The 19,381-nt window shown below is 52.3% G+C and carries 21 protein-coding genes; 8 read left to right on the top strand and 13 right to left on the bottom strand.

Features of this window, described 5'->3' with window-relative positions; genetic code table 11:
- Positions 1-47 precede the first annotated feature (47 nt).
- Entirely contained in the window at positions 48-659 is a 612-nt protein-coding gene (locus DV520_RS03275) for a superoxide dismutase (protein ID WP_117141780.1), read from the bottom strand.
- 237 nt (positions 660-896) lie between these two features.
- On the opposite strand from DV520_RS03275, the gene ilvA reads away from it, so the two are divergent.
- A complete protein-coding gene (gene ilvA / locus DV520_RS03270) occupies positions 897-2,102 on the top strand; it encodes a threonine ammonia-lyase (RefSeq protein WP_021919169.1) in 1,206 nt (401 codons plus the stop codon).
- A 57-nt stretch (positions 2,103-2,159) separates the two neighbouring features.
- On the opposite strand, the gene DV520_RS03265 is transcribed toward ilvA, so the two are convergent.
- The 6 genes from DV520_RS03265 to DV520_RS03240 all read right to left on the bottom strand — a co-directional run bounded on the left by DV520_RS03265 (position 2,160) and on the right by DV520_RS03240 (position 4,640).
- Complete coding sequence (locus tag DV520_RS03265; protein ID WP_117141779.1) at positions 2,160-2,522, bottom strand: hypothetical protein; 363 nt, start codon at positions 2,520-2,522, stop codon at positions 2,160-2,162.
- A gap of 18 nt (positions 2,523-2,540) precedes the next feature.
- Positions 2,541-2,831, bottom strand: coding sequence for a hypothetical protein (locus DV520_RS03260; protein ID WP_117141778.1), 291 nt, complete (start codon positions 2,829-2,831; stop codon positions 2,541-2,543).
- 17 nt (positions 2,832-2,848) lie between these two features.
- The gene (locus DV520_RS03255; protein WP_021919166.1) at positions 2,849-3,280 is read right to left on the bottom strand and encodes a DUF2178 domain-containing protein; all 432 of its coding nucleotides are present in this window, start codon (positions 3,278-3,280) and stop codon (positions 2,849-2,851) included.
- A gap of 15 nt (positions 3,281-3,295) precedes the next feature.
- Entirely contained in the window at positions 3,296-3,721 is a 426-nt protein-coding gene (locus DV520_RS03250; protein ID WP_117141776.1) for a hypothetical protein, read from the bottom strand.
- A 26-nt stretch (positions 3,722-3,747) separates the two neighbouring features.
- Positions 3,748-3,978: a helix-turn-helix transcriptional regulator gene (locus tag DV520_RS03245; protein ID WP_021919164.1), complete on the bottom strand. Its 231-nt coding sequence runs from the start codon at positions 3,976-3,978 to the stop codon at positions 3,748-3,750.
- A gap of 149 nt (positions 3,979-4,127) precedes the next feature.
- The gene (locus DV520_RS03240) at positions 4,128-4,640 is read right to left on the bottom strand and encodes an ATP-binding protein (protein WP_021919163.1); all 513 of its coding nucleotides are present in this window, start codon (positions 4,638-4,640) and stop codon (positions 4,128-4,130) included.
- A 193-nt stretch (positions 4,641-4,833) separates the two neighbouring features.
- Here DV520_RS03240 and DV520_RS03235 point away from each other — a divergent pair, with 193 nt between their 5' ends.
- The 7 genes from DV520_RS03235 (at position 4,834) to DV520_RS03210 (ending at position 12,623) form a co-directional block, all read left to right on the top strand.
- The gene (locus tag DV520_RS03235) at positions 4,834-6,498 is read left to right on the top strand and encodes a single-stranded-DNA-specific exonuclease RecJ (RefSeq protein ID WP_021919162.1); all 1,665 of its coding nucleotides are present in this window, start codon (positions 4,834-4,836) and stop codon (positions 6,496-6,498) included.
- Between the two features lie 154 nt (positions 6,499-6,652).
- Entirely contained in the window at positions 6,653-6,826 is a 174-nt protein-coding gene (locus DV520_RS12235) for a hypothetical protein (RefSeq protein ID WP_021919161.1), read from the top strand.
- 14 nt (positions 6,827-6,840) lie between these two features.
- Positions 6,841-7,095, top strand: coding sequence for a spore coat protein (locus DV520_RS03230; RefSeq protein ID WP_021919160.1), 255 nt, complete (start codon positions 6,841-6,843; stop codon positions 7,093-7,095).
- A gap of 146 nt (positions 7,096-7,241) precedes the next feature.
- Positions 7,242-7,952 (top strand): LytR/AlgR family response regulator transcription factor, encoded by a 711-nt coding sequence (locus DV520_RS03225; RefSeq protein WP_117141775.1) that lies wholly within the window; start codon positions 7,242-7,244, stop codon positions 7,950-7,952.
- Complete coding sequence (locus DV520_RS03220; RefSeq protein WP_021919158.1) at positions 7,949-9,244, top strand: sensor histidine kinase; 1,296 nt, start codon at positions 7,949-7,951, stop codon at positions 9,242-9,244. The genes DV520_RS03225 and DV520_RS03220 overlap by 4 nt, the downstream gene beginning before the upstream one ends.
- Before the next feature lie 156 nt (positions 9,245-9,400).
- Positions 9,401-10,066, top strand: a complete 666-nt coding sequence (locus DV520_RS03215; RefSeq protein WP_021919157.1) for an ABC transporter ATP-binding protein — start codon at positions 9,401-9,403, stop codon at positions 10,064-10,066.
- A gap of 13 nt (positions 10,067-10,079) precedes the next feature.
- Positions 10,080-12,623: an ABC transporter permease gene (locus DV520_RS03210; RefSeq protein ID WP_117141774.1), complete on the top strand. Its 2,544-nt coding sequence runs from the start codon at positions 10,080-10,082 to the stop codon at positions 12,621-12,623.
- 57 nt (positions 12,624-12,680) lie between these two features.
- On the opposite strand, the gene DV520_RS03205 is transcribed toward DV520_RS03210, so the two are convergent.
- From DV520_RS03205 to DV520_RS03180, 6 genes are all read right to left on the bottom strand, one after another.
- On the bottom strand, positions 12,681-13,379 hold the full coding sequence (locus DV520_RS03205; RefSeq protein WP_117141773.1) for a hypothetical protein: 699 nt from the start codon (positions 13,377-13,379) through the stop codon (positions 12,681-12,683).
- The gene (locus tag DV520_RS03200; RefSeq protein ID WP_165850025.1) at positions 13,372-15,603 is read right to left on the bottom strand and encodes a M1 family metallopeptidase; all 2,232 of its coding nucleotides are present in this window, start codon (positions 15,601-15,603) and stop codon (positions 13,372-13,374) included. Before DV520_RS03200 ends, DV520_RS03205 begins: the two co-directional genes overlap by 8 nt.
- The gene (locus tag DV520_RS03195) at positions 15,600-16,460 is read right to left on the bottom strand and encodes an ATP-binding cassette domain-containing protein (protein WP_117141771.1); all 861 of its coding nucleotides are present in this window, start codon (positions 16,458-16,460) and stop codon (positions 15,600-15,602) included. The genes DV520_RS03200 and DV520_RS03195 overlap by 4 nt, the downstream gene beginning before the upstream one ends.
- Positions 16,461-16,523: 63 nt before the next feature.
- Positions 16,524-17,846, bottom strand: a complete 1,323-nt coding sequence (locus DV520_RS03190; RefSeq protein ID WP_165850024.1) for a sensor histidine kinase — start codon at positions 17,844-17,846, stop codon at positions 16,524-16,526.
- Between the two features lie 7 nt (positions 17,847-17,853).
- Complete coding sequence (locus DV520_RS03185; protein ID WP_117141769.1) at positions 17,854-18,525, bottom strand: response regulator transcription factor; 672 nt, start codon at positions 18,523-18,525, stop codon at positions 17,854-17,856.
- Between the two features lie 124 nt (positions 18,526-18,649).
- A complete protein-coding gene (locus DV520_RS03180; protein ID WP_021919150.1) occupies positions 18,650-19,333 on the bottom strand; it encodes a phosphoribosylaminoimidazolesuccinocarboxamide synthase in 684 nt (227 codons plus the stop codon).
- Between the last annotated feature and the right edge of the window lie 48 nt (positions 19,334-19,381).

The raw sequence follows: 19,381 nt of genomic DNA, 5'->3' as shown, positions 1-19,381 counted from the left end.
TTTGGGTCTGTAAAAGAAATGACACGACGTACGTCGTGTCATTTCTTTTACCCTCGATGCAGTCTTTTATTTACGCCATCCCAGTTGATAACATGGAACCAGGCATCAATATAATCTGCCCGCAGATTTTGGTACTTCAGGTAATAAGCGTGCTCCCAAACATCCAGGGGAAGAATGGGCGTCAACCCCTGAGACAGCGGATTATCTTGGTTCGGCAGGGCAATGATATGAAGGTCCCCAGAGGAATCAGCCACCAACCACGCAAATCCAGAACCAAACTGTCCCAGCGCCGCAGCCTTCATCTCTTTCTGCCAAGCTTCCTCCCCACCGAAATGCTCTGCAACCGCGGGTGACATTTTCTGCCCGGCAGGCGCCATAAGATCAAAGAAAAGATCATGGTTATAGACCCCGCCTCCATTGTTCCGCACTGCGGTTCGCAGACCATCGGGCAGTTCCTCCAGCTTTGTCAAAAGTGTCTCCAATGTCCAGGTGTGATATTGAGGATAGGCCTCCAGTGCCTTGTTGAGGTTATCCACATAGGTTTTCAGATGCTTATCATGGTGAAAATGCATGGTCGCTTCATCCACATAAGGCTCCAAAGCATCATAGGCATACGGCAGCGGAGGAAGCGCGAACGGATAGGTCGTCTGTGCAATCATAAGGTTACCTCCTATGGTATACGGGATTGTCTTTTGATTAGCATAAGCTAACAATCGTAGTATACTCTTTTTTTGTCAAAAAGTAAATAGGGCAATCAAAAGAAAGGATGCCATCTCTTTCTTCTCATGCAGAGATACCTCCCCTTCCATGCTCCTTTCTCTTGCACCCCGCCCCAAAATACTATATACTAAAAAATCAAGAGATATTCAAACAATAAACGGTACGGAGGAAACAGGATGCTTACCCTTGACAAAATATATCACGCCGCTTTTGTGCTCAAAAAAGTGGCCCGAAAAACCGACCTCATCAGAGCCACAAAGCTCTCCAAGCAATGTGAGCTCTATCTGAAAACGGAAAACTTACAGGAGACAGGAAGTTTTAAGCTACGGGGCGCTTACTACAAAATCAGCCAGCTGACAGAGGAGGAAAAGAGCCGCGGCATCATTGCATGCAGTGCAGGCAATCACGCCCAGGGGGTCGCTATGGCGGCAACGCAAAGCGGTATCCAGTCCTTAATTTGTATGCCGGACGGTGCTCCCATCAGCAAGGTGGAAGCCACAAAACAGCTGGGAGCGGAAGTCCGCCTGGTAAAAGGCGCCTATGACGACGCCTATGCCACTGCCCTCCAGCTCCAGGAAGATACCGGCGCCACATTCATCCATCCCTTTGATGACGACGAAGTCATTGCCGGCCAGGGCACCATCGGCTTGGAGATCTTGGATGAACTGGAAAATCCCGACGCCGTTGTGGTCCCCATCGGCGGCGGTGGACTGATTTCCGGGGTGGCCTACGCCATCAAACACCTCAATCCCAATGTAAAAATCTACGGGGTCCAGGCCGCCGGCGCCGCCAGCATGGTAAAAAGCCAGCAAGAAGGCACCCCGATCACGCTGGACCAGGCAGAGACCTTCGCCGACGGCATTGCAGTCAAGCATCCCGGAGACATTACATACCAGTTGGTGGAACAATACGTGGATGAGATCGTTACTGTCAGTGAAGATGAGATTGCCGCCGCCATCCTGGCCCTCATCGAAAAGCAAAAAGTGATCGCAGAGGGCGCCGGCGCCGTCAGTGTTGCCGCTGTCCTGTTTCATAAACTGCCGGTAGAAGGGAAAAAGGTGGTTTGTATCGTCTCCGGCGGAAACATTGACGTCAATATTCTCAGCCGCGTGATTACCCGGGGGCTTCTGACCAGCGGACGAAACGTCAGTCTCACCATTGCCCTGACAGACAAACCGGGCCAGCTGCAGGAAGTCTCTGAAATCATTGCCCGCTGCGGTGGAAATGTGGTCTCTGTACACCACGACCGCTCCGATGCCAACATGGCCATCACCAGCTGCTTCCTCAAGCTGGGACTGGAAACAAGGGATCATGCCCAAATTGTGCAAATTCAAAAGGAATTGACCCAAGCTGGCTTTCATTTGGTGTCTGAACGGGTTTAATTTTGCATTTTATCAAAAAAGAGGCGCAACGATTGTCGTTGCGCCTCTTCTTTCTCATCATCCCAATTTTCTAAGTTTCTCCCATAACTCTCGTTTGTGATCATCCAATTTCCGGATCATATGAAAGATGCCGAACAAAAAGGTCAGACTCGCTAAAATGAGAGGATCTGTCAGGGAAAGAAAATCATAGAGACAGTACCCAAGGGCAGAGAGCAAAAGCAGAGGTATCCCGTAGGAAACAAGCAGGAAAACCACATACTGCCGGTTACTGACCTGTCGAAAATATTGCTCCCACGCCTCTCCATCCATTCTGCTCGCCTTCCCCTTGACCCAAATCATACCCAAAATAACCGGAATAGACAGCAAAGCCGCTATTTTCTGCAATGCAAAAACCAGAACAATCGCCCCCAGCATCTCCATCCGCTGCACATCCCCTTTCTATCCACAGACCCCAAACCAGATCAGCAGAGCGAGGCCAATGGCCCCCAAGATCAATCCGCCGTGAAAGTATGCCCTTTCCTCATATTCGTCAAAACGGTACATCATGTTCGCCGCCATTCCTGCAAAAAGTAGCGCAAGGCACCCGATCCAGGCTGTGTTTCCTTTTACCACACACAAAATTGTAAAGACTTCAATACAGACCACCACAAAATCCCACGCACGGCTTTTGGAATGGGCATCAATTTCGTCATCCCGTTCATCGTAAACAGGGCGCATATGCTTTGACATGGTTCTTCTCCCCTTCCCTATTTCTTCTCTTCGTAGTACATTCCCACAAAAAGCTCTATAAAAATGACCAGCACCACGAAAAGTCCCGCGGCCAGGGCCATGCCTGCAAAGGGGAGATACCCTGTTTTCTTCAGACCTACCAAAGAAGCCACCATAACCACAAACAGTAACACCTGCATAATGTCCAAAGTCTTCGCTTTGCTGGCAAGCCGCACCAACTGATTCCGCTCGTCCATTTGCTCGATTCGCGCTTCCCGCGTCTTTTTTCTGGACAGCGCCCGGGCGCTGTCCGCTATCCCAAACGCCATGACAATCAGGCCGAGAATGAGGTTCCACTTTGCCTGGAACCCATTTGCAGAAGGAGAAGAAAGATCGTAGAAAAAGAAAAGTATTCCAATCGCAAGAATTCCAAGCCCACTCCAGAATTTCTTTTTATCATAAATCTTCATCACAATCCTCCTCATTTACTGATTTCTCTCATAATAAAGTCCGAGCACAATGGAGACAATCTGCAGCACGCCAAAGGGAATTCCCGCTCCTATGAGCAGCCACAGGAACGCTGTGTCCTTTGTTATTCCATAGCCAATCATACATCCGGCCACCATGGCAAACAGGAAATAGGTCATAATCTCCATCGTCTTTGCCCGGCACCGCAGTGCAATGTACTGGTTTCTCTCATCCCGCTGTGTAATCCGGTCCTCTCTGGACGCTTCCTTGGAACAGCTTCTCACAATACCGCTTACGCCAAACGAAAAGAGAAGAATCAGCAGAGTTCCAGCCTTCCAATCAAAAGTCTGAAACCCCGTTTGAACATAGATGCACACACCAACGATTCCCAGCAGAATCTCTCCCATCCCGAGAACCCATCCCTTTTTGTTATATATTTTCACAACAGTTCCTCCTTTCTGTTCTCCTGTCATTCTTCCTCATATTGCTGATCTTCCAGTGCTTTGTTCTCCTGCAAGCAGCAGAGGTCCTCTACTGTTGTCCCAAAGACCTGCGCTATGCGATAGGCAAGCATCAAGGAAGGATTATACTGTTCCTTTTCAATGGAAATAATGGTCCGCGAAGAAACCCGAACCAGATCCGCCAACTGCTGCTGCGTCATTTTGGCTGCTGTTCGCAGTTCTTTTACCCTTGTCTTCATGGGCGCCTCCTCCTAAAATATGAAGCTCGCTTCTCGTGAAGGCAGCTTCATATTACCATGGACGAACTTTTTTGTCAATGATAGCCCGACCAAATAAAAAACTGATGGGAAGCGAGTCAAGGTCTCTCCCCCACCAGTCCTTTGCCTTGTCACAAAAAGAACGTCACCTGGTATGAATCTTCAATCAAACTATAGTCCAGGCCATACTTCTTACACATTGCAAGGTTATGTTGATTTTCTTCCTGGAGCCGTGCCTTGGTACACCAGGAATCATCCCCTCGATGCTCTATTACATTGGCAAATGCCTTAATTTCATCAAAATGGTGGTCGATATATCTCTCCGTCATCACCAGACAGCAATAGCGGATCTCTTTCAAATACACTGTGTCAAAGCCGCGTTTCCAGTCAAATGGAATATAGCCGCCTTCCACCACCAAATTCTGTCGGTTTTCGATGGCAGTTTTGATCATCTCCCGCACAATGGGCCATAGATACTCCGTTAATTCCGCGTCATCCTCCGGGGATAAGTTGGTCTGTCCGCTTCGAATCAGTCCCATTTTCAGCAGGTCTATCGACAGATAGGGATATCCCTTCTGCTCCAACAAGCTCTGGGCCAATGCGGTTTTCCCAGTGTGGGAAGCTCCCGCAATTAAAACAACCATGGTTTTCTCTCCTAACCTCATCATCTTAGGATAAAATAATAATGTATTGTATCACAAATTTTATGTTCCTGACCAGACCTTCTGCACAGTTTGAGAGAAACATTGCTACTCTGCCAGGATTTGACCTTCTTTCCCATTGTATGGTATAATTTGCCCCGTCAAAATAACATAGGTATAAAATGAGGGAACGAATATGCAACAATGGAAAAAACGGGGAACCTATCATTCTGTCTTGGAAGCCATTCAGGAGATGTCCGGCCTGACAGAAGAGGAACTGCTCTCTCCTTCCCACATAGAACCCAATAGAATTCAGAACATCCCAGAGGCAGCAGAATGTATCCGGGCCTGTGCGATAACGCAGGGCATGCCTGTTGTCATTGTGGGAGATTACGACGCCGATGGAATCACCTCCACCGCCATTCTGGTCAAGCTGCTCGGCCATTTTGGCGTGCGTACAAAGACCATCATTCCAAAACGCTTTACCGATGGGTACGGTATCTCGGAGTCTCTGATTCAAGGCATAACAAATTCTCTCATTATCACCATTGACAACGGTGTATCCGCCATAGAGCCCATCCGCGCCGCCAAAGCGGCCGGAAACACTGTGATTGTCCTGGACCACCACCTCCCACAGGATACGCTGCCGGAAGCAGATCTCATTGTAGACCCCCATATCTTCCCAGAAAAAAATGGGTACGAACATTACTGCGGCGCGGGACTGGCCTATAAACTGGCCGAATTCCTATGCGCCTCGGAGTCTTCCCAGCAGAAGAAGGGTCTATTTTTCGACCTGCTGGTTTTGGCCTGCATTGGTACCTTGGCCGACGTGGTGCCATTGACAGGGGACAACCGGTATCTCGTGATCGCAGGGCTTCGGGTCATCAACCATAAAACTTGGTTCTATCAGCTCTCCAGCGGCATCCAGGCCATTCTCAACCTGGCGGACCGCCCCTATGATGAGGATACCATTAAATTTCAAATTGCTCCAATCCTGAACGCGGCAGGCCGTTTATACAATGCCGGAAGTTCCTCCGTTCTAAAAGCCCTTCTCTCAGAAGATGATACCCAGTCTCTCGTCTTTGCCTCTAAAATGAAGCAGATCAATGAAGAGAGGAAACGCCTGGTCACTCACTGGCTCACCATTGCCGCCGCAGCCGCAGAAGAACAAAGCCAAGCGCCCCTTCTTACCGTTTGCTGTCCTGGCATGCCGGAGGGAATTCTGGGTATCCTTGCCGGCAAACTGGCGGAATCCTTTCATCGTCCGGCGTTTCTCTTCTCCAGTGTGATGGGAAACCCTGAACTGCTCAAGGGCTCCGGACGAACTTACCTTGATTTTGACCTCTCCCCGCTCCTCCCTCTCATTTCTCCCTATGTGGAAACAGCCGGCGGACACGCCGGCGCCGCAGGCATCACCGTTTCCCAGGCACATTATCCCCAAATGGTACGCGCCATGGTCCAGTACATGGAAGATAACCCTTTGCCCGAACAGGAAGACGTGCTGTACTATGACCTGGATCTTTCCGAGGATGAACTTCCCGCCGCACTGGAAACCCTCAAATCCCATGCCCCCTACGGGCAGGGGGTTGAAAAGCCAGTATTTGCGCTGCGAAACTACTGCCTGGTCTCCAAAGGTACCCAAACCCATCGCCAGATGGGAAAACAGCAGGAACACATTAAGCTGTTTGGCCGGTTTGCGGACGCCGTAGGATTCCAGCTCGCGGAGGCCTACCAGTCCTTAGGCTGCCCCAGCACCGTGGACCTATTGGGGTCGATCGGCGAAAATACATTCCGCGGCGTCACCTCCCTGCAATTCCAGTTTCACGCGATTCAGGCCTCTCAGGAACCCCTCCTCCCTTGACACCGTCTTGCCCGTCACCGGTCCCTTCCCGCTTCCTCTGACGCGTTCCTCCTCATGCAGCTTAGAATGAATAATCCTCTCCAACGCTGGCAAAATATCCATGTACCTGATCCCCAGCGGCGGGGGGTACAACTACAATGGAAGAGGTGATCCCATGACATCCAAAGAACTACTGTATTTAGAAGATGCACTGGGCCATGAGAAGTATTTTCAGAGCAAGTGCAAAGAGACCGCCAGCCAGCTCCAGGACATTGAGCTGAAAACCTGCATCGAGCAAATGGCGCAGAAGCACCAACAAATTTTTCAGCGTTTCTATGGCTTACTGTAAGGGAGGGCACAAGCATGGGTGATAAAAACTTAATGGAAAATATCCTTCTGCTGGAAAAGGGCGTTTGTGATCTCTTCCTCCATGGCACCATTGAATCCTCCACCAGCAGCGTCCACCAGGCCTTCAGCACTGCGCTGCATGATTCCCTTGGAATGCAGGACACCATCTATGACATGATGGCAGAGAAAGGCTGGTACCCGGCAGAACAGGCGGAACAGAAAAAAATTGATTCTGTGAGACAAAAATTCAGCAGCCAGCAGGCCAACTGAGTCCCTGTTCCTTCCATCGCAGACCGTTTCAAAACGGTCTGCGATTTCTTCATTTTCTCCAGTTCTCTCTTCCCTGGTTCTCTCTTGAGAATCTCCTGAAAATTTTATATAATAGGGCGAACCTCGAATGAAAGAAGATGATCTGCTTGCTTCATGTAGCAATTTGTGACGACGAGGAAACCTTTGTCCAGCACCTGAATGCCCTGCTCACCCGTTACGCACAGGAAACCGGGATTGCCCTTAAAATCAGCACCTATCGGGACGGCGCCGATCTGGTCGATCCCTATGATGCCTCCTTGGACCTCATTTTCCTGGATATTCAAATGTGCGCTATGGATGGTCTGCGGGCTGCCGAGCAGATTCGAAAGCTGGATAGCAAGGTGGCAATCATTTTTCTCACCACACTGACCCAATACGGTCTGGAGGGCTACCAATACCAGGCAACCAACTACATCATAAAGCCGCTTCAATACATCCGTCTCAAGGCCGAGATGGATAAATTCCTGGCCCGTCGGCAAACAGAACCAGACCCGTTTCTGCTCATCGTCAATGACACAGGGAAATATAAGGTATTTCTGCGGGACCTGCGCTACATCGAGACCTTTAACCGGAACTTGCTCTGCCATACAGAACAGGAAAATATCCTATCTTACAAAAGTATGAAAGAGATGGAGAGCACCTTGCAGGGACAGGGGTTTGCCCGGTGTCATACCAGTTACCTGGTGAATCTCTTTTTCGTAAAAGGGGTCAAAAAGCTGGAGATCACACTGGTCACAGGAGAAACCATCCCCATCAGCCAGCCCAAACGAAAGGAATTTATGGAGCGCCTGACGGAATACTGGGGGGATTTGCTGTGATTCTATGTCTGGAAGTGCTTTCCACCATTTTATCTCTTCTGTACACCTTTCTTTTCTTCTGGATGCTGCATACCTTTCTGCCTGTCCGGAAGCATTGGGGCCTGCGGATTCCTGCCTTTCTCTGTTTCTGCTATATTGCAGATGTGATTATCTACTCCAACGACCTATCCAATCTATTGGGTGTCTTGGTTGGATTTCTTCTCTATGTCATGCTGTTTCATCAGGGCCGCTGGATGGCAAAAGCCGCTGCCGTACTGGTTTTCTACCCTGCACTGATCGCCATAAACTATTTGATGCTTGATACCAGCAGCCGCTTATTTTTCTCCTTTACCGGCGCATCCGGCGACTCCAGTCTGATCCCCTGGTCCCCTGAAGACTACCTGTGGAGCACTCTCTTCCACACCGCAGCTTTGTTCCTTCGCCTGCTGTTTTGGGCGTTGGCCTGGTTCTGTCTCCGGCGATATCTGGGGCAGATTTCCGCCAGTTTGACGTCCTCCATGTGGCTGATTGTAGATACCCTGATGCTGGCTCCATTTGTGGCTATCTTTACCATCCTTTGCTTTTTGCCGGAAAACATTGCTATCGTCTACCCCATCTGTTTTGCCTCCATCTTTTCCAGCTTTGGCTGCATCTATCTGGCCGCCTATATCTGTACCTCGGTCCAAACCACCTACCGGGCCCAGGCCCTGGAGAAACAGAAAACCTACTACAAGGACCGCCTTCAAGATGAGGAACGAGTCCGTCAGATCTACCATGACATGAAAAACCATCTTTTGGTTTTGCAGTCCCAATCCGAAAACAGTCCTGTTCTTCACCAAGCCGCTCAGACCCTCCAGGACCAGCTCCAGGCGTATGAGAGTTATCAGCATACCGGGAATGAGTATCTGGATGCAATCATTCGGGACAAAGCCAGGCTGGCCCGGGAAAAGTCCATTGACTTTACCTCGGTCATCCATTTTGAAGCCGGTCACTTCTTGGACCCTTTGGATATCAGCACGCTTTTCGGAAATGCCCTGGACAACGCCATCGAAGCCTGTATGCAACTTCCAGACGCACAGCGCCTGGTGACTGTGAAAACCTCCCGGGTTCGAGACATGCTTCTGGTTTTGGTGGAAAACACCATGTCTTCTTCCCTTGTCTGGAACGGTCGGACCACCAAGGAAGACCCCTTCCTCCACGGCTTCGGCTTGGCAAACATCCAACGTACCGTGGAAAAATACGGCGGGCATTGTCTCACCCATGGAAAGGACGGAATCTTTACCTTAAAAATTCTCCTGCCGATTCCCTCATAACATTTTGCAGCGCCGCCCCTTCCTTTGGGGCGGCGCTGCATTCATGTTTTTTAGATTTTACCTTCTCCGTGTTAATTTACGCATTTTCTCTTGTGGTTTTTGCGGCAGATGGTATTCTGTACCTACCGTTGAAACCAAAGAAACGAGGGAGAAACCATGGAAATCTTAACCGCATCGCATCTAACCAAACAGTATGGCCAAGGGCCGAATCTGGTCAAGGCATTGGATGATGTCTCCATCTCCATTCACCAAGGTGAATTTGTCGCTATCATCGGTACTTCCGGCAGCGGAAAATCCACACTGCTGAATATGCTGGGCGGATTGGACCGTCCCACCAGCGGCAGTGTCAAGGTGGACCGCTTCGAACTGGGAAAGCTAAAGGATGAAGACCTCACCGTCTTCCGCCGGCAGAGAATTGGTTTTATTTTTCAGAATTATAATCTGGTCCCGATTCTCAGTGCCTATGAAAACATTGTTCTGCCCATGCAGTTGGACCGGAAACGTCCCGACGAAAGGTTCCTGGAAAAAGTCGTCACCCTGCTTGGCTTGGAGAAAAAACTGAACAGCATGCCCAACCAGTTGTCCGGGGGGCAGCAGCAGCGGGTGGCCATCGCCCGGGCCCTGGCTTCCAAACCGGCCATTGTCTTGGCCGACGAGCCCACCGGCAACCTGGATTCCAAAACCAGCCAGGAGGTCATCGCCCTTCTGAAGCGGACCAGCCAAGAGTTCCACCAAACCATTGTCATGATTACCCACAACCCGGACATTGCCGCCCAGGCCGACCGAGTCATCCGCATTGAGGATGGCAGAATTCACCCCTAAGGAGGCCAGCACAATGAAACGAAAGACCTCTATCTTAGGAACGCTCACCGCCCGCACCTTTCGGCGCAGCAAAAGCCGCAATCTGGTGGCCATTCTCGCCATCCTGCTGACCACCATGATGTTCACCACATTGTTCACCCTATCCCAGAGCATGGGCCAAAACATGACGGAGATGTATCTTCGGCAGGCAGGTACCACAGCACACACCAGCACCAAGTCCATTCTTGATGCGGAAATTGAAAAAATTGTCTCTCACCCAGACGTGGTGTCCTGGGGCAAATCCATTCTGGTGGGCACCGTGGAAAATCAGGCTCTGGCCGGTCGTCAGGTGGAGATTCGCTTCGCCAGCGATTCCTACGCGGAATCCTGCTTTGCCTCTCCCACAACAGGCCGGCTGCCACAGCGGGCCGACGAAATTGCCCTGGACACCCAAGTCCTGCACCGGCTGGGGATCTCCCCTGCCCTGGGGCAGACAGTCACCCTCTCTTGGCGCCCCGATCTCTCCAGCAGTGCATCAATTTCCAACACATTTACCCTCTGCGGTTTCTGGGAGGGCAACGAATCCGTCTACGCCAGCATGGCCTGGGTCAGCGAGGACTTCGCTTTATCCGCCTGCGGCGGGGCCGAGGGGCCGGCAGAGGGGCAAATCCTCGGCACCCGAAACCTGTGCCTGACCTTTGCCGATGCCGATGGAATCGAGGAAAAAACCGCACAAATTCTGGCAGACTGCGGCCTGACCGGCAAGGTGAAATTTACCACCAACCTGGCATACAGCGCGGAGACCCAGCAAATGATTTTCGCGGAAAATATCCCCATGTATGTGGGCATGGTACTGGTATTTCTGGCTGGATATTTGATCATCTTTAACGTGTTTCAAATCTCTGTGGCTTCGGAAATCGCCTTCTATGGTCAGCTGAAAACCCTGGGCGCCACCAAAAGGCAGATCCGACGCATCATTTTCGGGCAGGGAAACCGGCTCTCCCTCATCGGGATTCCCCTTGGACTCGTTCTGGGGTATCTGTTGGGGCATCAGCTGGTCCCAATTCTGATCGCCACCCAGGATTTTACCCCCACAGTATCCGTCCATCCCCTGATTTTCGTGGGGTCAGCTCTATTTGCCTACTTGACCGTTATCATCTCGTGCCTCCTTCCCGCCCGGCTGGCCGGAAAGGTCTCCCCAGTGGAAGCACTGCGGTACACAGATGCCGCCCCAGGCTCCAGAAAGAAGGAGAAAAAAGGGCGGCGGGGCGCCTCCTTGGCCGCCATGGCCTGGGCCAATCTGTGGCGTAACAAAAAACGGACCTTTCTTGTCCTCTGCTCCCTTACCCTTGGTTTGGTGCTCATGAGCTTTTTCTACGCCAAAAACGCCAGCTTCGATGTGGAGAAATATCTCCTGGACCTCTCCGTGGCAGACTTCCAGCTGGATGATGCCACAAACCAAAGTGCCGACGGGTATGACCCCAACAGCCAGACCATTCAGCAGAGTCTCCTGGATCAGCTCAACCGCTTGGGCACTGTGGAGGCCACTGGCCGGCTGTACGCCCAAGAAGTGTCCCTTCCCGTCAGCCAGAAGGCTGCGGAGAATCTTTCCACCTATTATACCCAAGACCGTTTGGACGAATTTGCCTCCTACGACCCCATGTTCCCCACCTGGAAAGCCAGCTTCGATCAAGCAGTCGCCGGTGCCACCCTCACCCACACCGTTTATGGCGCAGACGGGTTAATCCTGGAGGCCGCCGCCAGCGGAGATTATCTCCTGGACGGGACATATGATCCAGAGGCTTTTGCCACCGGAAACTATGTCCTTGCCATCGGGCCCGCAGCAGAGGCCCAATCCGGCGGCCTGCCCACTTATGCGGTGGGAGAAGAGATTCAGATAGAAGGACGGACATTTACCGTCATGGCAATCCTCTCTCCCCTCCAGCCCATGGTGGCGGGAACCACCCCCGCATTTGACCTTCCTCTGGTGTTGCAGGCCGATGTATTTACCCAGCTCTTCCCGCAAAATCATCTGCGGAAATTCTATTTTAACGTCGCCGATGAAAGTCTGGACGCAGTCTCTGCACTGCTCACTGATTATCAGCAAACCCAAGCCATTGGTATGAACATCACCTCCCGGCAAACTATGATAGACCAATACGAAGCACAGACCCGCTCCTCCTCCGTCATGGGATACGCCATCAGCGTGGTGATTGCCCTGGTTGGCGTACTCAACTTTGTCAACAGTATGGTCACCGCCATTGTCTCCCGGAAGCGGGAGTTCGCCATGATCCAAAGTGTGGGTATGACCAAACGGCAGCTGCGAACCATGCTGACCTTGGAGGGACTCTCTTACGCCGGTATCACGCTGCTCCTCTCCTATCTGCTCAGCGCCGTCGTGGTCGGCGTCCTGGTCCGTGCGATGACCGCAGATGGATTCTATACCTTCCAATTCACACTCTTCCCCCTTCTTCTCTGCACTCCGATCCTTCTCGTTTTCGCCTGGCTCATTCCTGTTCTCTGTTTTCGAAACCTGGAAAAGCAGAGCATCGTGGAACGCCTTCGGGCCATTGATTAAAATTCCTTGTTTCACAGCGAGCAGGACAGCGTCTGCTGTCCTGCTCGCTTACTCTTTTCACCGGGCCGCGTCGGCAACGAACCCCGCTCCCAAGGCAGAGACCGTCACTTTTCCGGCGATCACAGAGGCCGGCAGCTGAAAGGGCGGGTCCAGGACCCCCAGGGAATCCGGATAAGAGGAAAAGAAAGTTCCTCCATAAAGGTCCATCCAAGATGGCACCGGCACAACTGCCAGAAGCAAAACCACAGCCACCAGCGCCATCAAGAGTCTATGATGCACACGTCCCAGCCAAAGCCCCGTGCCCATGACCAGCAAGAAAGGCGGAAACACAGTTATCACCAGGGGCAGCAGCAGCGTGTTCCAGTCTATCGCCCCAAAAATGATCCCATAAAATCCAACGGCGTACACCACAGGCACTGCTGTGACCACAAGAAATGCCACCGTGACCGCAGTATACCGAATCCGGCAGTGGACCGCTTGGGAAAGCGGGGTTGCCGCAATCAAAACTTCCACCCGTTTTCCTGTGTCAGAGGTGAGAATAGAAAGAAAACAGAGCAGAGCTACCAGGAGCAATGGCATCATTTCGGCCAGATAAGCCCCAAAACTCCAAGGGGAAAAGGGCGCCGTATTCGCTATACCCAACAGGATTTCCCCTCGCATGGTCCAGTACCCATATAGCAGGGCCACCAAGAGCAAGCCAACGGTAAACCGATTTCCCAACAGACGGCGAAGCTCATAGTAGAAAATCTTAACCATTTCCATGTCCCCCTTTCACCGCAAGCTGATCCTCTGTCAGGCCGCAGGCATCCAAAAAGTCCTGCCAAGTGACATAGGGAGGCATCTCCGTTCCCCCCTGTTGGAAGAGGGTTTGGAGGATAGCGTCCATTGCCGCCTCTCCACCCACCAAGGTCTCCGCCTGTTTCACCTGCAAAGGTGCCTTTCCATAGGTGCTGGCGTCAAAGATCAGGGCTTGTATAGAGGCTTGATGCTCCTCTGACAAACGGCTGATATACTGCGGATTGCGGAGGTAAAACTGATCCATCATATCATCATACCGCGTCTGCCACTGGTCCACGTAGAACTGCTGGGCATAGTCCGCTCCCTTCCATTCTTTCATCATCCGGTATGTGGTGTAGCAGGTCAGAGCTTCCGCGCTCCAATCCGTATTTTCCAGATCCATGATGGGGCACTGGCTGCCCCACCACTGGTGCACAATTTCATGGGCAATCACCTCTTCCGCACTGGCCCCCTTAGAGGGGTCTTTCAGGTTGTCCTCCGAAAAGAAAAGTTCCCCCATATAGCTGAGATTGTCCGCGGCACCACCGCCCATCATGTGGGCGCTGGTCATCACGATATTGAGTGGATACTCCTCTGTATAGGGCAGCGCCCCATAATGCGCCGTGCAGTAAGATACGGTGTCTGTCAGCAAACGCTCAATCCCCAACGAGGTAAACTCCGTTTGGTGGGTCGCACTATACCAGAAATACACCGGGAATGCTGTGCCCTTGAGTTTGACACAGACATAGTTTCCCGCGAAAAAGGCCGGGCGGAGTCCCGTTCCTTCCAAATGCCAGGTTCGGGTTCCTTCCCCCTCTCCCACCACTTGCGCCGGCTTTCCTTTCGACACCATCTGCAACTGCTCCGGCAAAGTAACGCGGCCGGTAAAGGTGCAATCTTCCGCCGTCTCCCCGTGAAGGGCAGGAAGCACGCTATTGCCGCCCATGCTGATGTACTCCGGCGTGATCTCATCATAAATGGCCAACACCCCTGTGTTCGCAGGCAGTTGAATGCGCCCTTGATAGGAAATCTCCACCTGCAAATTCTTTTGCGCAGGGAGCGTGAGGGAGATATTTTTCAAAGAGATAAACTGATCGTTGTGTTGATCCGTAAACGGAACCTCTTCTCCATTCACCAAAATAAGCTCAACAGTATAGCCTGGATTAATATCCAGCAGACACGCCTGTTCCGTACCGCTGATGTTTTCCACCTCATAGGTCGCGTTTCCCTCTGCCGTGCCTTGTTCCGGATGAACCAGCAGCTCCAGCTGCGTCTTATGAATGACCACCGTAGGTTCTTCCGTCTCCTCCATGCTGGAATAGGCCGTCCCTCCCCCTGTTACATTGCCGGTATCCAAAGAGACAGGCGGAGCATGGTCCAGGTAAGGTTGGCGGAAATACAAGCCAGCTCCGCTTACCAGAAGACAAGCCGCCAGCAGCGGCAAGTAGAGCTTTCGCCCATAGCAAGCCATGGAGCCAAAAATACCCCTGCCGTGGTTTCGAACGCACAGAAGGGACCCCACCCAGAGCCCGCCAAAGAGGCACAGCCACAGCAAACGGCTGTACCGCGCCAGCCGGAAAATCGTCGTATTGCCTAAGTCTCCGGAAAAACCCAGGTTGGACAAATCCATCCAGTACAGCAAATAGGTGTCCTGACTCCAAGGGCCCAGTCCCACCAGCAAAAGTGCCAGGAGAAGCAGCACACAGACATCCACCCGCTGGAATATTTGGTAAAACGCAGCAGCCGCCAAAACCGTCATTTCCAGAAAGGGAAGCAAAAACAGCAGGGCGACTTGGACATATTCCTTTCCCTGAAAGGTCTCCCCCAACCGGTACCAGGTATAGGGAAGGTAAAGTAGACTGGTCACCAGAGAGGACACTACTGCGGTCAGCATCAGCACAACGGTCCGAACCACAGCCATCCGCAGGGGAGAGACCACACTGTCTGTCAAAGGTCCCATTCTCCCCTTTTTGACCCGGTTCATCTCTGACAAAGTTAACACCGCAAACGCAAGCGCCCCGCCCAGCGCGCCTGCCAGCATGGGATTCAGAAGAACCAAGGCCGCGGTTGTACCGCCCCCGGCGGGCTGATAGAGTCCATAGCCCACCAAGGGGGCAGCGGAAGCGGCCAGCAATGCCAGCCAGGTTCCCTTGGACCGAAACAGACGCATCCACTCCACTCGAAGGTCACGCCAAACTGTCATGGCCGCTTCCCCTCCTTCCCCACCAGATAGACATAGGCATCCTCTAAGGTAGGCTCTACTTTCTGAACTGTCTCCGGTAGTTTCTCCGCCACAGCCCGGCATAAGATTCCTCCGGCTGTGTTGACCTGGGCAGTTACCTCGCAGGAAATTCCTTGGGGCGGATAGCCTTGGAACACCCCCACGTGTCCCTGGGCCCGGGCAACCAGCTGCTCAGGGCGTCCGTCAAACAGGAGCTCTCCCCCATGAATGACAATGAGACGGTCACACACAGACTGCACATCCTCAATAATGTGGGTGGACAGCAGAACCAATTTATCTTTGGCCTCCTGTGCAAATAGGTTGCGGAAATGAATCCGCTCCTCCGGGTCCAGCCCCACGGTAGGCTCATCCAAAATCAAGAGCTGAGGGGAGCCCAGCAGCGCCTGCGCAATCCCCACCCGCTGGCGTTGCCCGCCGGAAAGGGTACGAATCCTGGCTCGCCGCTGCGGCGTCAAATTGGTGTCCGACAAAACCCGCCGAATCTCTGCTTTGGGGGCACGAATGCCCTTTAAGGCAGCCATATAGTCCAGAAACTGGGTTACCGTTAGCTCCTCATAAAGTCCAAAGTCCTGGGGCAGATAGCCAAGCTGGGCTTTCAAGGCCCCTTCGCTTTTGGCCAGGGGCCGCGCGTCCACAAAAATGCTTCCCTGGGTGGGAAGCAGCGCCGCCGTCAGAAGCTTCATCAGGGTGGACTTTCCCGCTCCATTTGGCCCCAGCAGTCCAATCATCTGGGGACTGCTCAATGTAAGGCTCATATCCTGAAGCGCCTTCTTTCCGGTGGGATAGGTCATGGTTAAATGTTCCATCTGTAGTTTCATCGCAAAAATCCTTTCCTTGCTTTTAAGAGCAAGGAAAGGATAGCAAAAAAATATGGAGTTAATTTAGCAGGAAGTTGTAGTTTCTGTGGAGTTGGTTCTGGGCAGCCAAACTTCCACACAGACTCCAGCGGCGGTATTTCTAATCCGTATCTCCCCACAATGGTATTCCAGAATCCGTTTCACCAGGTACAGCCCCAAACCGCTTCCGCCCGTCTGCCGGTTGCGAGAGCCCTCCCCCCGGTAAAAGGCCTCAAACAGATGGGGAATCCTTTCTTCTGACAGGTGAACCCCTGTGTTTTCCAGAGAGAAATAGATCTGCTCCCCTTCCTCCCGAGCAGAGAGAAAAAGTTCCGCCCCGTCCGGGGAATACATGGCTCCATTGGTTAAAAGATTGCAGACCGCCTTGGAGAGTAAATTCCACTCTCCCGGTACCCGAAGGTCCGGCGCAAGGGAAACATGCAGCGTCTGCTCCTTTTGGGCAAAGAGGTCCGTGTATTCCTCCACACAGGCAGTCAGGAGATCGGTTAGATTCAGAGGCTTTATGCCACGGCGGACCTTCTCCCCTTCCATCCGGGAAAGGGTCAGGAGTTCCCCCACCAAACGCTCCATGCTGCCCATCACTTGCAGACTTCTGGCCAGGTATCGCTCCCGGTCGGCATAGACCCCCACCCCGTCCAGCATCCCTCCCAGCTGCCCTTTGACAATGGTGATCGGCGTCTTTAGTTCATGGGAAGCTGCGGCAAAGAATTCCATCCGCTGCCGCTCCATTTCCCGCTCTCGTTCCATGTCTCGCCGCAGCGCCTCATTCGCCCCCTGCAGCTCCCCCATGGCGCGGGATAGCCGGGTAACATAGCGGGCGTAGAAAAAGGACCCCAAAATAGACACCGACACCACCGAGGCCAGCAGCCAAGGCCATAATTTCCCCAAGGCTTCCATCGCTTGATTCACCCCTCGGATTCTGCCTACCACCATCAGCTGATACACATCCTGACTGCCTTGAAAAGAAAACGGAGTCGCAACGGTTTGGGTAATGTGTATTGATTCGTTGGTTTGCAGCGTCATGCCCTCCTCCGTTTGAATCTGGCTAAACGTCACCCGGCCCTCTTCCTCCTCTGTTTGTGCAAGGTCCTTTGTCCCCGCCACCGGCTGACCAGTTTCATCTAAAATACTCACTTGGGCATCATAATCCGACGCAAATTTCTCCAGCAGCGGGCCACACGCAGATAGCGTAGTCTTGCTCAACTCTTGGATCAAACTCTCCGCCTGCTCCGATAACACGCGGTTTCTGTCTGCCTGGTATGTCACCGGCATCATCCAGGCGATCAGACCGTAGGTCACAATACAGACAGCCAACAGGAGCAGGCAGGTAAAACAGAAAATTTTCACTGGCAGATTACGTCTTATTTTCCCGCTCCATTCGGTAACCCACGCCGCGCACCGTCTCAATATAATCCGCCTCCAATTTTTTTCGTAGATTTTTGATATGTGTATCCACAATTCGCTCATCCCCGTAGAAATCGTAGCTCCACACACGGTTGAGCAGCATCTGCCGGGTTAGAACCCGCCCCTGGTTCTCTAACAGGGTCCGCAGCAGTGCAATCTCCCGCCTTGTCAAATCGACAGGGGTTCCTCCCAGATAGGCCTGATATCCCTCCAAATCCAAGGTTAGGTTCCGATAACAGATGGGCTCATCTCCGGCGTGCCCTGTGGTCCGGCGAAGAACTGCTCGAATTTTCTGCAACAGAACGGGGATGGAGAAGGGCTTGGTTACATAATCATCAATGTTGAACTGAAAGCCCTGCAGCTGATGCTCCTCACTGTCCAACGCAGTCACCATGATAACTGGTACGTCAGACTGTTCCCGGATGGCTTGGCAGAGTGCATATCCGTCCATCTTGGGGAGCATCAAGTCCAAAAGCACTAAGTCAAAGGTTTCCTGATAAAACAGCGTCAACGCACCCTGTCCCTCCTGGGCCAAACGGGTCACATACCCGGCATGCTCCAAATAGTTCTGGAGGAGTTCCCCAATATCAGGCTCATCCTCTACAATTAAAATTCGAAACATTCTTTTTCACCTCAAATGGTAGTATACCAGAGAAATTTGAATTTTTTGTGGAGTGTACTGCCCTCCATTGAGGTAAAAAACTTCCTCCCCGTACAGCAGGGAGGAAGTTCCTTCTATCACGCTGTTAAATTTTCTCCAGAATCATTTTCGCGCAGTCGATCTGGTTGGGGATGTTCCCCTTCTCGTCCCGGACTCTCCAGATGTCAGGGGTAATTTCATCCACCACATACATCTTGCCGTTTTCATCATAGCCTACCTCAATCTTAAAATCAATGAGCGTCAGGCCCATAGCGGACAGTTCCTTCTTCAGAACCTCTCCTACCTTGACCAGAATGCCCAGCGCCTCGTCGTACTGACCAGGGGCCAGCATCCCTTTCATGATGCACAGGCGCTCACTGATCAGAGGATCTCCCTGCTCATCGTCCTTCAATGTGACCTCCGTATAGGGAGGATCAAAGACAATGCCCTCTTCCAGGCTAAACCGGCGGCACATAGAGCCAGCCGTGTAATAACGCAGCACAAACTCCAGCTTCGGCACGGTCAGCTTGCGCACCTGCATCAGGCCCTGCTCCACATCCGCGCCCAGATAGTGGGTGGGAATGCCGTTTTTCTCCATGATTTCGAAAAAGTGCTTGGAGATTTTCAGGCCGATCTTTCCTTTGCCTTCCACACTGCCACCCACGGTGTTGGAGCCGGGGTCAAAGACACCGTTTTCTCCCGTGGCGGAATCCTTAAAGAAGAGATTCACCACACCAGTGGCTTCGTCCAGCATGACCGTCTTCGTCTTTCCGTTGTACAGGGTTTTCATATTTCCTTGTCCTCCCTACTAAAAGTATCTCGGTGTTACACGACCATT

This window comes from Evtepia gabavorous (assembly GCF_003425665.1).
Taxonomy (GTDB): domain Bacteria; phylum Bacillota; class Clostridia; order Oscillospirales; family Oscillospiraceae; genus Evtepia; species Evtepia gabavorous.
This window is presented reverse-complemented; position numbering and strand designations above follow the sequence as displayed.

Excerpts from the sequence above, each read along its gene's own strand:
- DV520_RS03195 (WP_117141771.1), bottom strand. The coding sequence starts at position 16,460 with ATGAAACTACAGATGGAACATTTAACCATGACCTATCCCACCGGAAAG.
- DV520_RS03235 (WP_021919162.1), top strand. The coding sequence starts at position 4,834 with ATGCAACAATGGAAAAAACGGGGAACCTATCATTCTGTCTTGGAAGCC.
- DV520_RS12235 (WP_021919161.1), top strand. The coding sequence starts at position 6,653 with ATGACATCCAAAGAACTACTGTATTTAGAAGATGCACTGGGCCATGAG.
- ilvA (WP_021919169.1), top strand. The coding sequence starts at position 897 with ATGCTTACCCTTGACAAAATATATCACGCCGCTTTTGTGCTCAAAAAA.
- DV520_RS03275 (WP_117141780.1), bottom strand. The coding sequence starts at position 659 with ATGATTGCACAGACGACCTATCCGTTCGCGCTTCCTCCGCTGCCGTAT.
- DV520_RS03255 (WP_021919166.1), bottom strand. The coding sequence starts at position 3,280 with ATGAAGATTTATGATAAAAAGAAATTCTGGAGTGGGCTTGGAATTCTT.
- DV520_RS03200 (WP_165850025.1), bottom strand. The coding sequence starts at position 15,603 with ATGACAGTTTGGCGTGACCTTCGAGTGGAGTGGATGCGTCTGTTTCGG.
- DV520_RS03240 (WP_021919163.1), bottom strand. The coding sequence starts at position 4,640 with ATGGTTGTTTTAATTGCGGGAGCTTCCCACACTGGGAAAACCGCATTG.
- DV520_RS03210 (WP_117141774.1), top strand. The coding sequence starts at position 10,080 with ATGAAACGAAAGACCTCTATCTTAGGAACGCTCACCGCCCGCACCTTT.
- DV520_RS03230 (WP_021919160.1), top strand. The coding sequence starts at position 6,841 with ATGGGTGATAAAAACTTAATGGAAAATATCCTTCTGCTGGAAAAGGGC.
- DV520_RS03185 (WP_117141769.1), bottom strand. The coding sequence starts at position 18,525 with ATGTTTCGAATTTTAATTGTAGAGGATGAGCCTGATATTGGGGAACTC.
- DV520_RS03215 (WP_021919157.1), top strand. The coding sequence starts at position 9,401 with ATGGAAATCTTAACCGCATCGCATCTAACCAAACAGTATGGCCAAGGG.
- DV520_RS03245 (WP_021919164.1), bottom strand. The coding sequence starts at position 3,978 with ATGAAGACAAGGGTAAAAGAACTGCGAACAGCAGCCAAAATGACGCAG.
- DV520_RS03260 (WP_117141778.1), bottom strand. The coding sequence starts at position 2,831 with ATGTCAAAGCATATGCGCCCTGTTTACGATGAACGGGATGACGAAATT.
- DV520_RS03205 (WP_117141773.1), bottom strand. The coding sequence starts at position 13,379 with ATGGTTAAGATTTTCTACTATGAGCTTCGCCGTCTGTTGGGAAATCGG.
- DV520_RS03180 (WP_021919150.1), bottom strand. The coding sequence starts at position 19,333 with ATGAAAACCCTGTACAACGGAAAGACGAAGACGGTCATGCTGGACGAA.
- DV520_RS03265 (WP_117141779.1), bottom strand. The coding sequence starts at position 2,522 with ATGGAGATGCTGGGGGCGATTGTTCTGGTTTTTGCATTGCAGAAAATA.